The sequence below is a fragment of the Streptomyces sp. NPDC058401 genome, assembly GCF_042722885.1.
GTDB lineage: Bacteria > Actinomycetota > Actinomycetes > Streptomycetales > Streptomycetaceae > Streptomyces.
Map to the genome: position 1 here is coordinate 24,055 of NZ_JBHXKA010000048.1, position 13,667 is coordinate 37,721.

The 13,667-nt window shown below is 73.1% G+C and carries 12 protein-coding genes; 5 read left to right on the forward strand and 7 right to left on the reverse strand.

Translation table 11 applies throughout. From position 1 onward, the window contains the following. Positions 1–65 precede the first annotated feature (65 nt). Both ACFWNV_RS19405 and ACFWNV_RS19410 read left to right on the forward strand, forming a co-directional pair. Positions 66–1,661, forward strand: coding sequence for a Na+/H+ antiporter (locus ACFWNV_RS19405; RefSeq protein ID WP_383948197.1), 1,596 nt, complete (start codon positions 66–68; stop codon positions 1,659–1,661). Between the two features lie 182 nt (positions 1,662–1,843). Continuing rightward, the gene (locus tag ACFWNV_RS19410; protein ID WP_383948200.1) at positions 1,844–2,518 is read left to right on the forward strand and encodes a DUF4328 domain-containing protein; all 675 of its coding nucleotides are present in this window, start codon (positions 1,844–1,846) and stop codon (positions 2,516–2,518) included. Positions 2,519–2,547: 29 nt separating this feature from the next. Here ACFWNV_RS19410 and ACFWNV_RS19415 read toward each other — a convergent pair whose 3' ends face one another. Together ACFWNV_RS19415 and ACFWNV_RS19420 are read right to left on the reverse strand one after the other, a co-directional pair. Beyond that, the gene (locus ACFWNV_RS19415) at positions 2,548–3,600 is read right to left on the reverse strand and encodes an SDR family NAD(P)-dependent oxidoreductase (RefSeq protein WP_383948203.1); all 1,053 of its coding nucleotides are present in this window, start codon (positions 3,598–3,600) and stop codon (positions 2,548–2,550) included. After that, positions 3,597–4,799, reverse strand: coding sequence for a glycosyltransferase (locus ACFWNV_RS19420; RefSeq protein ID WP_383948206.1), 1,203 nt, complete (start codon positions 4,797–4,799; stop codon positions 3,597–3,599). Before ACFWNV_RS19420 ends, ACFWNV_RS19415 begins: the two co-directional genes overlap by 4 nt. A 72-nt stretch (positions 4,800–4,871) precedes the next feature. Between ACFWNV_RS19420 and ACFWNV_RS19425 the strand changes: the two genes are divergently transcribed. Together ACFWNV_RS19425 and ACFWNV_RS19430 are read left to right on the forward strand one after the other, a co-directional pair. Further along, positions 4,872–5,558 (forward strand): response regulator transcription factor, encoded by a 687-nt coding sequence (locus ACFWNV_RS19425; RefSeq protein ID WP_383948210.1) that lies wholly within the window; start codon positions 4,872–4,874, stop codon positions 5,556–5,558. Next, the gene (locus ACFWNV_RS19430) at positions 5,555–7,024 is read left to right on the forward strand and encodes a sensor histidine kinase (RefSeq protein WP_383948213.1); all 1,470 of its coding nucleotides are present in this window, start codon (positions 5,555–5,557) and stop codon (positions 7,022–7,024) included. Before ACFWNV_RS19425 ends, ACFWNV_RS19430 begins: the two co-directional genes overlap by 4 nt. Positions 7,025–7,316: 292 nt before the next feature. Here the strand turns inward: ACFWNV_RS19430 and ACFWNV_RS19435 are convergent, their stop codons facing one another. Further along, complete coding sequence (locus ACFWNV_RS19435) at positions 7,317–8,345, reverse strand: mechanosensitive ion channel family protein (RefSeq protein WP_383948216.1); 1,029 nt, start codon at positions 8,343–8,345, stop codon at positions 7,317–7,319. Positions 8,346–8,395: 50 nt separating this feature from the next. Between ACFWNV_RS19435 and ACFWNV_RS19440 the strand changes: the two genes are divergently transcribed. Beyond that, entirely contained in the window at positions 8,396–8,965 is a 570-nt protein-coding gene (locus tag ACFWNV_RS19440) for a dienelactone hydrolase family protein (protein WP_383948219.1), read from the forward strand. Positions 8,966–9,070: 105 nt separating this feature from the next. Here ACFWNV_RS19440 and ACFWNV_RS19445 read toward each other — a convergent pair whose 3' ends face one another. From ACFWNV_RS19445 to ACFWNV_RS19460, 4 genes are all read right to left on the reverse strand, one after another. Then, positions 9,071–10,009, reverse strand: a complete 939-nt coding sequence (locus tag ACFWNV_RS19445) for a zinc metalloprotease (RefSeq protein ID WP_383948275.1) — start codon at positions 10,007–10,009, stop codon at positions 9,071–9,073. A 222-nt stretch (positions 10,010–10,231) separates the two neighbouring features. Continuing rightward, the gene (locus ACFWNV_RS19450) at positions 10,232–11,917 is read right to left on the reverse strand and encodes an alkaline phosphatase D family protein (protein ID WP_383948222.1); all 1,686 of its coding nucleotides are present in this window, start codon (positions 11,915–11,917) and stop codon (positions 10,232–10,234) included. 156 nt (positions 11,918–12,073) lie between these two features. Beyond that, positions 12,074–12,871, reverse strand: a complete 798-nt coding sequence (locus tag ACFWNV_RS19455; RefSeq protein WP_383948225.1) for a DsbA family protein — start codon at positions 12,869–12,871, stop codon at positions 12,074–12,076. Between the two features lie 64 nt (positions 12,872–12,935). Continuing rightward, on the reverse strand, positions 12,936–13,625 hold the full coding sequence (locus ACFWNV_RS19460; protein WP_383948228.1) for a hypothetical protein: 690 nt from the start codon (positions 13,623–13,625) through the stop codon (positions 12,936–12,938). Positions 13,626–13,667 lie beyond the last annotated feature (42 nt).

Below are 13,667 nucleotides of genomic sequence, written 5' to 3' on the forward strand. Positions count from 1 at the left end.
AGGACACGGCGCGGCACGCACTCCCAACCACGTCGGCAAGCGCGGCGGACTGGCAATGTGTGGGAGTGGATCAGCTGGCGCTTCTGTTCGTGTTGTTGCTCGGGGCCGTGGTGACGGTGCCGCTCGGGGAGCGGTTGGGGCTGCCCGCGCCGGTGTTGATGACGCTCGGCGGGGTGGTGCTCGCCCTGGTGCCGTTGGTGCCCAACGTGGACATCCCGCCCGAGTACATCCTGCCGCTCGTACTGCCCCCGCTGCTGTACGCCTCCGTGCAGCGGACCTCCTGGCGGCAGTTCGCCGCCAACGTACGGCCCATCCTGCTGCTGGCCGTCGCCCTCGTCTTCGTGACCACCGTGGCCGTTGCCTTCACGGCGCACGCCCTCGTGCCGGGGATCTCCATCGCCGCGGCCGTCGCGCTCGGCGCGCTCGTCGCCCCGCCCGACCCGGTCGCCGCCACCGCCGTGGCGGGGTCGCTCGGGCTGCCCCGGCGCATGGTGTCGATCCTGGAGGGCGAGGGGCTCTTCAACGACGTCACCGCCATCGTGCTCTACCACGTGGCCATCGCCGCGGCCGTCAGCGGCACCTTCTCGTGGCCCGACGCGCTCGGGGAGTTCGTGCTGTCGGCCGTCGTGGCCGTCGCGGTGGGGCTCGGGCTCGGCTGGGCCGCGAACCGGCTCATGGGGCGGCTCGGCGACGCCACGCTCCAGATCGGGCTGACCCTGCTCGTGCCGTTCGTGTCCTACGTGCTGGCCGAGGAGTTCTGGGGCTCGGGCGTGCTGGCCGTGCTGACCACGGCGCTGTTCCTCGCCGAGTACGCGACCGACGCCGACGACGTGCTGGGGCGGCTGGCCGGCCACACGTTCTGGGAGGTCGTCGACATGCTGGTCACCGGCGTCGCCTTCGGACTGATCGGGCTGGAACTGCACCACGTGTTCGGCGCCGCCGCCCGCGGCCGGGGCTGGGAGATGGCCGGATGGGCGGCGGTCGTGGTCGCGGTGGTGGTCGGCGTACGGCTGGTGTGGCTGCTGCCGGCCGGGTGGCTCGCGAAACGGCTCCACTCGCGGCGCGACTACGAGGAGGAGATCCCGCTGAGCTGGCGGGAGTCCGTGGTGATGTGGTGGGCGGGCATGCGGGGCGTGGCCTCGGTGGCGCTCGCCCTCGCCATCCCCTTCAAGACGGACTCGGGGGATCCCTTCCCGGCCCGGCAGGAGATCGTCTTCATCGCCTTCGCCGTGATCATGACCACCCTGGTGGTGCAGGGGCTGACCCTGCCGTGGCTGGTCCGCCGGCTCGGCGTGGAGGCAGACTCGGACGCCGAGGCCGAGATCGCCCGGACGCTGGCGATCCGCGCCGCCAAGGCCGCGAAGCGGCGGCTGAAGGAGATCGAGGAGGTGGAGGACCTGCCCGAGGACCTGGTGGAGGTGCTCTACCGCAGGGCGTACGACGTGGGCGCCAGGATCAGCCCGGACATGGTCGACGAGGAGCGGCGCGAGGCGTACGCGAAGCGGGTGGAGCGGATCCGCGACGTGCAGCGCATCCAGCGGGAGATGATGTCCGCCGCCCGGCACGAGGTGCTGGCCGCGCGCAGCGAACCGGGCGCCGACCCGGAGATCGTCGACCGGGTGCTCCGGCACCTGGACGTACGCAGCCTGCGCAACCCGTAGCCCTGGAAGGGCGGTTGGCCGGGCCGGCGTTCGCTTGTTCGCCCGCGCAACCGGAAGGCGTAGACGGTAGGCATGGGCATGGCATATCTTCGGTCGGCTCGGGTGCCCGTCCGGTGGCCCGTTTCCGCGCCGTGCGTTCCCGTGGGGGGTACCTCGTCATGTCCCAGTTGTCCGCTACACCCTTGCCACAGCCCGTCGATGAGCTCCGGTCCCCGCAGAGCCTGGCGACGGCGCTGACCGTGATGCTGTCCCTCGAAGCCGGTCTCGCTCTCCTGTCGGCCGGGGTCGGCTTCTACGGCCGGGGGCTGATGCAGGACCTGATCACCGATCCGGGGAGCGTCGCGGAGGACAGCCTCGACCGGGTCGACAACATGCAGATGATGATCGCGTCCGGGCGCAACCTCCTCGGACTGGCGCTGCTCGTGGTCTTCCTCGTCTGGTTCCACCGGGTCCGCAGCAACGGGCAGGTGTTCCGTCCCGATGGCTTCAGTCAGGGCGCCGGCTGGGCCATCGGCGCCTGGTTCATCCCGATCGTGAACTTCGCGCTCCCGTACCGGGTGGCGCTGGAGACCTGGGAGGCCAGCACCCAGAACGCGCCCGACGGATCCTTCCGCCGGACCTCGGCTGCCCCGCTGACCGTCTGGTGGGTGGTGTACGCCTTCAGCTGGGTGCTCCGGCTCTACGACCGGTTCCAGAACCCGGCGGAGACCGCCGAGGAGTTCAGCGGACAGTTCACCCTGGGTGCGGTGGCGGACCTGACCACCGCCGTGGCCGCCGTCTTGGCCGTCCTCTTCGTGCGCAAGCTGACCGCGCTGCAGGCGGTCAAGGCCGTCCAGGGGCCGAACGCCGCCGTCTGACCCGGGGGTCGGACGGCGGGCCGCCCGCCTCAGACCTGGTAGCGGTCCGGGGCGAAGAGGTGGAGGTGGGCGGCTATCCACTCCGAGGTGCGGGCCAGGCCTTCCCGGAGGGTGACCTCGGGCTTCCAGCCGGCCCAGTCGCGGGCCCGGGAGTTGTCCGACAGGAGGCGCTGGACCTCGCTGCCCGCGGGACGCAGCCGGGCCGGGTCGACGACCACCTCCGCCTCCCGTCCCGAGGCCGCGATCAGGGCGCGGGCCAGGTCGCCGATGGAGATCTCCTCCCCGCTGCCGAGGTTGACCACCTCGCCCAGGGCCCGCTCGCATTCCGCGACGGCGAGGAAGCCCGCCGCGGTGTCGGTCACGTAGGTGAAGTCCCGGGTGGGGGTCAGGGAGCCCAGGCGGATCTCCCGGGCGCCCGAGTGGAGCTGGGCGAGGATGGCCGGGATGACCGCGCGGGCCGACTGGCGGGCGCCGTAGGTGTTGAAGGGCCGGACCACCGTCACCGGCAGCTCGAACGCGTGGTGGAAGGAGAGCGCCATCATGTCGGCGCCGATCTTCGAGGCGGAGTACGGGGACTGCGGCTGGAGCGGGTGGCTCTCGGAGATCGGGGCCGTCAGGGCCGTCCCGTAGACCTCGCTGGTGGAGGTGTGGACGAGGCGGCGCACGCCGTGCCGGCGGCAGGCCTCGGCCATGTTCTCGGTACCGGTGACATTGGTCTGGACGTACGCGCCGGGCGAGGCGTAGCTGTACGGGATCCCGATCAGCGCCGCCAGGTGGAAGACCGTGTCGCAGCCGGCCACCGCGTCGCTGACCCGGCCCGCGTCGCGGACGTCCCCGGCCCACATCTCCACCGGGCCGCCCGGGTCGGCCAGGTACCGGGCCAGGTGGCCCTTCTCGGCGTACGGCTTGTAGTGCACGAAGGCGCGCACCTTCGCGCCCCGCGCGACCAGCAGGTCGACGAGCGTGGAGCCGATGAACCCCTCGGCGCCCGTGACCAGGACCGTACGGCCGCTCCAGTCGGCGGGGGTGCGCGCCGGGGTGAGGGTGAGGGTGGGCGTGGAGGCGGGGGCGTGCGCGGTCATGCGAACTCCAGGGGGGTGGGGGAGAAGGAGGGGAAGCCGGCCACCCGCAGGACCTGCGAGGCCAGCAGTTCGGCGGCCCGCGCGTGCGGGCCCGGGTCGGCCGCGCCGGCCATCGCCGCCAGCCGCGCCGGGTCGGCCAGCAGCGGGGCGATCAGCTCCGCGAGGCGCCCGGCGGTGGCCTCGGCGTCGGCCAGCAGCAGTCCGGCGCCCGCGTCGGACAGCACCCGGGCGTTGTGCGTCTGGTGGTCGCCCGGGGCGTGCGGGTAGGGGACCAGCACCGCGGGGACCCCGGTCGCGGCGAGCTCCGCCACCGTCGCCGAGCCCGCCCGGCACACCACCAGGTCGGCGGCCGCGTAGACCAGGTCCATCCGGTCCAGGTACGGCACGGCCCGGGCGATCCGCCGCCCGCCCGAGGCGGCCAGCCCGGCCACGGTGTCCGCGAGCGCCGCCGGCCCCGTCTTGATCAGCAGCTGTACGTCCTCCCGCGCCTGCCAGGCGTCCGCCAGCCCGGCCGCGGCCGTCGTCAGCCGTACGGCGCCCAGGCTGCCGCCGTTGAACACCACCAGCCGCCGCCCGTCCGGCACCCCGAGCTCCCGCCGGGCCCGCGTGCGCAGGGCCGCCCGCTCGGGGCGGGACAGCTCGGCGAGGCCCGACAGCGCGGCGGAGACGGGCATTCCGGTGGTCAGCGCCCGCGCCCCGCCCGCCAGGTGCTCCCTGCTGCGGTCGAAGGCCACCGCCATGTGCGGGGTGAGGCGGGCCGCGAACTGGTTGGCCCGGCCCGGTACCGCGTTGGACTCGTGGATCACCGCGGGCAGCCCGGCCAGCCGGGCCCCGAGCACGGCGGGTGCGCTCGGATAGCCGCCCATGCCGACGGCCACGTGCGCGCCCTGCGCCCGGATCACGGCCCGCGCCTGCCCGGCCGAGCGCAGCAGCGCCGCCGGGAGGAGGTAGCGCCTGGCGCCCAGCGCCGGGTCGAAGGGGATCATGTCCACGGTGTGCAGGCGGTAGCCGGCGGCCGGGATCAGCTCGGTCTCCAGGCCGCGTTCGGTGCCGATGAAGGAGACCACGGCGTCCGGGACGGCGGCGCGCAGCGCCTCCGCCAGGGCGAGCCCGGGATAGATGTGTCCGCCGGTGCCGCCCGCGCCGATCACGACGGAGAGTGGCCGGCGCGAGGAGGAGGGAGGGGGTGAGGAGGTCATGGACGCAGACTTCCGGTGCGCCCTAAGAAGGTTCTAAGAGGTTCTCCTGGAGCATTTGGGAGGCTTTGCCACATGCAGCGGATTCTGGTGGTGGACGACGAGCCCGAGGTGCGGGCCGCCGTCGAGGACGGGCTCGCCGTCGAGGGGTACGAGGTGCGGGGCGCGGCCGACGGACTGGCCGCGCTGTCGGAGGTGGCGCTCTGGCAGCCGGACGCGGTGGTCCTCGACGTGATGATGCCGGTGCTGGACGGGCTCGCCGTGTGCCGGCAGCTGCGCGCGGTGGGCGACCGTACGCCCGTCCTCGTCCTCACGGCCCTGGACGCGGTGAGCGACCGGGTCGACGGGCTGGAGGCGGGCGCCGACGACTACCTGGTCAAACCCTTCGCGCTCGACGAGCTCGTGGCCCGGGTGCGGGCCCTCCTGCGCCGGGCCGCCCCCGACGATCCGGCCGGGGGACGGGCGCTCCTCGGGTACGGGGACCTCGTGCTCGACCCGGTCACCCGCACCGGGCGGCGCGGGGAGCGGCCGCTGGAGTTCAGCCGCACCGAGTCGGCGCTGCTCGAACTGCTCCTGCGCCACCCCGGACAGGTGCTGCCGCGCGAGCTCGTCCTGGAACTGGTGTGGGGCCGGGACTTCGGGCCGGACTCCAACTCCCTGGCCGTCTACGTCGGCTACCTGCGCCGCAAACTCGAAGCGGGCGGCGAGCCCCGGCTCGTGCACACCGTGCACGGGGTCGGCTACCGGCTGGACGCCGCATGAGCGGGCCGGGGCAGGGGCAGGGGCCGGGATCGGGATCGGGATCGGGATCGGACCCGGGGCCGCGGCACGGGCGCGGAGCGCGGTGGCGGCGCAGGCGGCCGCTGCGGACCCGGCTGGCGCTGTCCGTCACCGCCGCGGTGGCCTTCGTGGCGCTCGGCATCTGCACGGCCGCCTTCCTGGAAGGGCGGGCCGCGCTCTACCAGCAGCTCGACCTGAGCCTGACCCAGGCCGCCCGGCTCGCCGCGAAGCAGTACGGGGACTCCCCGCCGGGGACCGCCGCCTGGGACTGCCGGTACCTGGCCGCGCCCGCCTGCGTCCAGATCGTCCCGGCCGACCCGCGCAAGGACCCGGCCGGAGGCGAACCCGGCTACCGGATGCCGGTGGCGCCGGCCACCCGGCAGGTCGCCGTGGAGGAGCGGGCACCCTTCTACACCAACATCGTCGTCGAGGGGCATCCCGCGCGGATGCTCACCACCGACTTCCTCAAGGACCGGGCCCTGCAGGTGGCCGTGCGCTCCGATTCGGTCGAGACCGGCATCGACCGGGCCGCCCGCTGGCTCGCCGTGACCGCCGCCGCCGGAGTGCTGCTGGCCGCACTGCTCGGCTACTGGGTCTCCCGGACCGGACTGGCCCCCGTCACCCGGCTCACCGCCACCGCCGAGCGGATCGCCGCCACCAGGGACCCGAGGCACCGGATCGAACTGCCGCCGCCCGGGCGGGGCCGCGAGGACGAGGTCACCCGGCTGGCCGGGAGCTTCAACACCATGCTGGGCGAGCTGGAACAGTCCGTCACCGCACAGCGCAGGCTCGTAGCGGACGCCTCGCACGAGCTGCGGACCCCGCTGACCGCGCTGCGGACCAACGCGGAGCTGCTCGCGCGGGGGGACCGGCTGACGGCGGAACAGCGCGAACGGGCCTCGCTGGCGCTCGGGCGGCAGCTGCGGGAGGTGACCGGACTGGTCAACGACCTGATCGAGCTGGCCCGCGACGAGGAGCCGCAGCTGCTGGTGGAACAGGTGCGGCTGGCTCCGCTGGTGGAGTACTGCGCGGGGGCCGCGCGGGCGCACTGGCCCGGGGTGGCGTTCCGGGTGCGGGGGCCGTCCCGGGAGGAGGCCGTGGTGGTGGCGGGAGTCCCGGCGCGGCTGAGCCGGCTGCTGTCCAACCTGCTGGACAACGCGGCGAAGTTCAGCCCGGCCGGGGCGGAGGTGGAGGTGACGCTGGGCGTCCGGGGGGACGGCGGGGCCGAGGTGACCGTACGGGATCACGGGCCGGGGATCGCGGCGGGGGACCTGCCGTACGTCTTCGACCGGTTCTACCGGGCGGGGGCGGCGCGGGCCCTGCCGGGGTCTGGGCTGGGGCTGGCGATGGCTCGGCAGATTGCGCGGGCGCATGATGCGGAGCTCGTCGCCGAAGCTGCCCCCGGCGGGGGCGCGCTGTTCCGGCTGAGCTTCGCAGCTCCCGGCTGACGCCGGCCCTGGTTCCGGCCCGGCGGGGCCGAGTTGCCGCTGCGGGCTTTGCCGCTGCGCGGGCGGAGTTCCCCTACCCGCCCTTCCACCGTTCCCCGGGCGCTGCCCGGACCCGGTCCTCAAACGCCGGACGGGCTGGGGAGGGGACCCGGGCGCTGCCCGGACCCGGAAGACCCTGGGGCTCCGCCCCAGACCCCGGTCCTCAAACGCCGGACGGCTGAAAGACCAAACGCCGGGCGGCTGAAAGGCCGAACGCCGGGCGGCTGAAAGGCCGAACGCCGGGCGGCTGGATCTACTGCCCGGGTGGGAGGGATGCCTCCGTGGTGGCGATGTGGGGGAGGGCGTACGGGTGGTGGGTGGTGAGCCAGGTGATCAGGCGTTCTCGGACCGCGCAGCGGACGGTCCAGACGGCGTCGCCGTCCTTGGCCGTGACGACCGCGCGGACCTGGATGGTGTGCGGGGTGGTGTCCGTGACGGCCAGGGAGCCGGTGCGGCCGTCCCATTCCGGGATGGTCTTGAGGATCCGCTGGAGTTCCTCGCGCATCAGCTCCACCGGGGCGCTGTGGTCCAGGTGCCAGAACACGGTGCCCGTCATCTGCGCGCCACCGCGCGACCAGTTCTCGTAGGGCTTGCTCGTGAAGTACGAGACCGGCATCGTGATGCGGCGCTCGTCCCAGGTGCGGACCGTGAGGAAGGTGAGGGTGATCTCCTCCACCGTGCCCCACTCCTTGTCCACCACCACCGTGTCGCCGATCCGGACGGTGTCGCCGAAGGCGATCTGGAGTCCGGCGAAGAGGTTGCCGAGGGCTGCCTGCGCCGCGATGCCCGCCACGATGCCGAGGACGCCCGCCGAGGCCAGCATCGAGGTGCCGACGGTGCGCATCTCGGGGAACGTCAGGAGCATCGCGCCGAGGGCCACCACGATCACCACGGCCGTGACCACCCGCTGGATCAGCGTGACCTGGGTGCGGACCCGGCGGACCTTGGCCTGGTCGGAGGCGTCGGCCGCGTAGCGGGCGTACGTGGAGTCCACGATCGCCGTGGTGATGCGGATCAGCAGCCACGCGGCCGCGGCGATCAGGACCAGGGTCAGCACGTGCCCGGGGCCGTCCGCGCGCCGGCGCACGGCCTGGAGCAGCGAGGCGGCCAGGACCACCAGGAACGGCGGGCGGCAGCGGCGCAGCAGCCCCCACAGCGGGGTCTCGCTGTGCCGGGCGTCGGCGCGGCGCAGCAGCAGGTCCAGCAGCCAGCCCGCGAGCAGGGTGATCGCCAGGGTGCCGGCGACGGCCGCGATCGGGCGCAGGAAGGAGTCCGTGTCCATGCAGGCCAACGTAACCGGAGGGGGTCCGCCGAAACTGGCACGATGGGGGCATGAACATCATGCTTTTCCATTCGACCTACGGGCTGCGGCCCGCCGTGCGGGAGGCGGCCGACCGGCTGCGCGCGGCCGGGCACCAGGTCCAGGTGCCGGACCTCTTCGAGGGACGCACCTTCGAGACCGTCGAGGAGGGCATGGCCCACCGGGACGCGATCGGCCGTGACGAACTGCTCAAGCGGGCGGTCCTGGCCTCCGCTCCCTACTCCGACCAGGGCCTGGTCTACGCCGGCTTCTCCTTCGGCGGCTCGATCGCCCAGCACCTGGCGCTCGCCGACGAGAAGGCGCGCGGGCTGCTGCTCCTGCACGGCACGGCCGACCTGGAGGAGAACGTCTACGTCGACGAGCTGCCGGTGCAGCTGCACGTCGCCGATCCGGACCCCTTCGAGCCGCACGACTGGCTGACGGCCTGGTACCTGCGGATGCGCAAGGCCGGGGCCGACGTGGAGGTCCACGGATATCCGGGGGCCGGGCACTTGTTCACCGACCCGGGGCTGGACGACTACGACGCCGAGGCGGCGGAGCAGGCCTGGGCGGTCGCCCTGGCCTTCCTCGACGGCATTTAGGCGCGGACGCGAAGAAGCGGACGCGAAGAAGCGGACGCGAAGAAGGGGCCCCGCTCGCGGGGCCCCTTCGTCATGCGTGCGTCATGTGTGCGTCAGTGCCGGGGCTCAGCCGCGGTAGGACGTCCACATGCTCTTCATGCGGGTCACCTGGCCCGCGGTGAACTGGTACATGCAGGAGTCGTACGTGTAGTCCATGAAGTTGTGGATCGGGTCGACGCCGCTCGCCGTGCAGGTGTCACGGCCGGTCGGGCATTCGAAGGCCGCGCTCTTCTCCGCCGGGGTGTCGGAGACCCCGTCGCCGCTGCCCGAGCAGCCGCCCTGGAAGGTGTGGTAGAGCCCGAGCCAGTGGCCCACCTCGTGGGTGGCGGTGTCGCCCTGGTTGTAGTTGGTGGCCGAGCCGCCGGGGATGGAGGTGTTGAGGATGACCACGCCGTCCATCTTGGGCTGGGAGGCGTAGGAGCTGGGGAAGGTGGCCCAGCCGAGCAGCCCGCCGCCGAGGTTGGCGGTGTAGAGGTTCAGCGCGTTCTTGCCGCCCTTGCGCAGGGCGTTCTTCATGTTCTTCTCGGCGGTGGTGCCGTCCGAGACGTTGTACCAGGTCGAGTTGTTGGTGTAGTCGGTCCCGGCGAGGGAGAACTGGAAGCCGGAGTTGACGTTTCCGGTGCCCTGGCCCGCGTAGGCGGCGTTCAGGACCGAGATCTGGCTGTTGACCTGTGCGGCCGTCAGGTTGCCGGCGCTGCCGGACGTGATGACGTGCACGTACACGGGGATGGTGATGACGGCGTCGGCGGCGGTCAGGCTGCGGGCGCCCTTCGAGATCTGGTCCAGCTTCGCCTTGAGGTCGGCGTCCATGGCCTTGGCCTGGGCGTCGGTGACCTCGTTGGGCTCGGCCGCGTGCTGGTCCTTCGGGCGCGCGACACGGGCGTTGGCGGGGCCGGAGGCGGCCTCGGCACACACCTCGGCTCCGGTCTTGGGCGCGGCGGACACGACGGTGGGGGCGGCGAGCGGGGTGAAGGCCAGGGTGCCGGTGAGTACGGCGGCGCCCATCAGGCGGCGGCGAAGAAGGGGGGATATGCGGGCAAGAGCGCGCACGTGTGCTCCTCGCGAGTGGGGGGTTGAGCGGGAGGGATCTCCTCGGCTGGCGGGAATCTTACGTGCGCATGTCATAAACAGGTCAAGTCCTCTACGTAAAAGATTTGTTGCTTCTGATGCCAAAGGGGCGCCTGGTCTACGCCAAGCGCCCCTTCGGACGGGAGATCTGGCTGAATGTCAGCGCACCGGCCGGTCGGCCCTCTCGACCTTCTGGGTCCCGGTCAGCGTGCGGTACGAGCGCGCCCAGGCGGCCGTGGCGTCCTGGCGGCGTTTGTCCGAGATCACGTAGTAGTCCATCTGGGAACGCTCGGCCGTCACGTCCAGCACTCCGTAGCCGTGGGCGTCCATGTCCAGCCATTTCACGTGCCGGTTGGCGGCCTTGATCGCCGTCTCGGCGACCAGCGAGACCGTGTCGGCCGGCACGTGCAGCAGGTCGTCGATGTTGTCCGAGGTCACCGACGTCACCACGAACTCCACGCCCGCCGACCGCGACCACGGGTAGGTGGCCGCCGTCACCGGGACGTCGTTCGCCCAGGCCATGTGGATGTCTCCGGTCAGGAAGACGGTGTTGCGGACGGAACGGTCCGTCAGGTGCCCCAGCAGCTCCCGGCGGTCGTCCGTGTACCCGTCCCACTGGTCCACGTTGACCGCGAGGCCGCCCGCGGGCAGGCCGAGCAGCTCGGTGAGGGGGCCCAGCAGGTGCGCGGGCAGCGAGCCGAAGGCCACCGGCGAGATCATCACCGAGGTGCCCACCAGCTTCCAGGTGGCCTGCGAACCGGCCAGCCCGGCCTTCAGCCAGTCCAGCTGGGCGCGCCCGGTGATGCTGCGCTCCGGGTCGTCCACCGCGCCGCTGCCGATGCCCGCCTGCTGCGAGCGGAAGGTGCGCAGGTCCAGCAGGTGCAGGTCGGCGAGGGTGCCGAAGCGCAGCCGGCGGTAGACGGTGCCCTCGGTGGAGGTGCGCACCGGCATCCACTCGAAGTACGCCTGCCGGGCGGCGGCCGCGCGGGCCGCGAAGGGGCCCTCGGTGGCGGGGTCGTGGTTCTCGGCGCCGCCGGACCAGGTGTCGTTGGCGATCTCGTGGTCGTCCCAGATCGCGATGACCGGGTGGGCCTGGTGCAGGGCCTGGAGGTCGGGGTCGGTCTTGTACTTCCCGTGCCGGGTGCGGTAGTCGGCCAGGGTGAGGATCTCGTGCAGCGGCTCGTGCTGCCGTACGACGTACTTCGGCTCGGGGTAGCCGCCGCTCTTGTACTCGTAGATGTAGTCGCCCAGGTGCAGTACGGCGTCCAGGTCGGCCCGCGCGGCCAGGTGGCGGTACGCGGAGAAGTAGCCGGACTCCCAGTTGGCGCAGGAGACCACGCCGAAGCGGACCCCGGCGGGTGCGGTGGCGGCGGCCGGGGCGGTACGGGTGCGGCCGGCCGGGGAGACGGCGGCGCCGGCGGTGAACCGGTACCAGTAGGCCGTCTCCGGCCGCAGGCCCCGTACGTCGGCCTTGACCGTGTGGTCGGAGGCCGCGCTCGCGGTGACGGTGCCGCTCGCGACGGTGCGGGTGAAGGCCTGGTCCTCGGCGACCTCCCAGCCCACCGCGACGGCGGGGCCCGCGCCGGAGCCCGGTACGGCCGCGGCGGTCGGGGTGACGCGGGTCCACAGCAGGACCCCGTCGGGGAGCGGGTCGCCCGAGGCGACCCCGTGCAGGAAGGAGGGCGCGTCATCGGCGGTGCCGGTGGCGGCGTGGGCGGCTTCGGCGCCCAGCGCGGCGATCGGGACGAGGGCCGCGGTGGCCGCCGCGGCCAGGACGACCGTACGGCGGCTGGGAGCCGGCGCCGGCGCCGATTCCGGGGCGGAAGGGGAGAGTTGACTGGTCACGGGCGGTCACATTACCGACGGGTACGGGATCGGGGCCAGACCCGTGAAAGCAACGGACGGGCGAACTCTGGGAGTTCGCCCGTCCGTCGGCGGTTCAGTCGGTGGTTCGGCCGGCGGCTCGGCCGGTGGTCCGGCCGGTGGTCCGGTCTGAAGGCGTCAGCCGGCGATGGCCTTGTCGATCGCCGCGGTGAACGCCTCGGGAGTCTGCGGCAGCGGGTCGATCTTCTTGCCGTCCATCTGCAGCGTCGGAGTGCCCTTCACGCCGCTCTTGTCGAAGGTCTTGGACATCTCCAGCGCCCACCGGTCGTAGGTGCCGTCCTCGACCGCCTTCTTGAACTCGGCGTTGCCCTTGAGCGCCGGGACCTGGTCCGCGATCGACAGCAGGGCGTCGTCCTTGGCGAACTTGTCGTCCTTCTCCTCCGGGTGGTTCGCCGCGGAGTAGAGGGCCGTCTTGTACTCCAGGAACGCCTCGGGGCTGACGTTGAGGGCTGCGCCCAGCGCGCTCAGGGCGTTCTTCGAGCCGGTGCCGGGGAAGCCGTTGTCCAGGAAGGTGGCACCGATGTACTGGATCTTGTACTTGCCCGCGTCGAGGTCCGTCTTGAGCTGCGGGCCGACCGCCTGCTCGAAGCTCGCGCAGACCGGGCAGCGCGAGTCCTCGTACAGCTCCAGGGTCTTCTTGGCGTCGGCCTTGCCGATGACCACCGTGGTGCCGTTGTCGCCCGAGGTGTTCTTCGGCGCGACCAGCGGCGCGTCGGCGGCCTTCTCCCAGGCGCTCGGCTGGTTGGACTGGACGACGGCGTAGCCGACGCCCCCGGCCAGGGCGAGGGCGGCCACGACGCCGCCCGCCACGAACACCTGCCGGCGGACCTTGGCCTTCTTGGCCTGCTTCTCGCGCTCTACGCGCAGCTTCTCGCGGGCCGCCGCCTTGTTCGCCTGGCTGTTGCGTGCGCTCATCGTTCTCTCCGTGGGGTGTGGCTCCGCGGTGGAGCCGGCTGGAAGGGGGGACTGTCCTCGTACGTCAGGCGCGAGCGAACGCGCCGTGCACGCGAGGAGGTCCCCGCCGTCCCACGGAGTGCGCGGGGAAGCGGGTACGGGCCACCGTGCTCCGCAGCGCCGCCGGCCGCGAGCCCCGTACCGGAGCCAGGAACCGCGCCGTGCGGGCCGCGGCCATCCGCAGCGGCCGGAAGGCGCAGGCGGACGCCGCGCGCAGCAGCCGGCCGAGCGCCCGCTCCCCGCTGTGCAGCCACACGGAGGCGAGCAGTCCGACCGATACGTGCGCGCCCAGCAGCAGCCAGGGCGCCCACGGTCCGGGTGCGGCCAGCAGCGCGGCCGGGTCGGCGGGCCCGCCGACCTCGCCCAGCGGCCCGCCCACCGGGGCGCCGCCGCAGAAGTCGGCGAGCCCCATGGCCCGCAGCGGACCCGAGACGGGGCCGCCCGCGGGGCCGTAGCAGAGGTGCTGGCCGGAGGTCAGGACGGTGTCGGCGGCCAGTTCCAGGGGGACGAGCAGCCCGGCGATGTGACCGAGGCCCCGCTCGCGTCCGGCCAGCGCGAAGGCGATCGCGAAGACGGCGGCGAAGGCCCCTCCCACCAGGGCGGGAGGCAGCGGCACCCGGGACAGCAGGACGTGCGAGCCGGTCGAGAGCAGCACGACGACCGCGCTGAACAGCGCGGCCCGCAGCCCCCTGAGACCCACCCCGGATATGTCCATCGTCGCGAGTGTGCCACGCGTCCCTGTGAGAGCGGGACCTAG

Coding starts and splice junctions, on each gene's coding strand:
- ACFWNV_RS19415 (WP_383948203.1), bottom strand. CDS start 3,600: ATGACCGCGCACGCCCCCGCCTCCACGCCCACCCTCACCCTCACCCCG.
- ACFWNV_RS19420 (WP_383948206.1), bottom strand. CDS start 4,799: ATGACCTCCTCACCCCCTCCCTCCTCCTCGCGCCGGCCACTCTCCGTC.
- ACFWNV_RS19425 (WP_383948210.1), top strand. CDS start 4,872: ATGCAGCGGATTCTGGTGGTGGACGACGAGCCCGAGGTGCGGGCCGCC.
- ACFWNV_RS19430 (WP_383948213.1), top strand. CDS start 5,555: ATGAGCGGGCCGGGGCAGGGGCAGGGGCCGGGATCGGGATCGGGATCG.
- ACFWNV_RS19435 (WP_383948216.1), bottom strand. CDS start 8,345: ATGGACACGGACTCCTTCCTGCGCCCGATCGCGGCCGTCGCCGGCACC.
- ACFWNV_RS19440 (WP_383948219.1), top strand. CDS start 8,396: ATGAACATCATGCTTTTCCATTCGACCTACGGGCTGCGGCCCGCCGTG.
- ACFWNV_RS19445 (WP_383948275.1), bottom strand. CDS start 10,009: ATGGGCGCCGCCGTACTCACCGGCACCCTGGCCTTCACCCCGCTCGCC.
- ACFWNV_RS19455 (WP_383948225.1), bottom strand. CDS start 12,871: ATGAGCGCACGCAACAGCCAGGCGAACAAGGCGGCGGCCCGCGAGAAG.
- ACFWNV_RS19460 (WP_383948228.1), bottom strand. CDS start 13,625: ATGGACATATCCGGGGTGGGTCTCAGGGGGCTGCGGGCCGCGCTGTTC.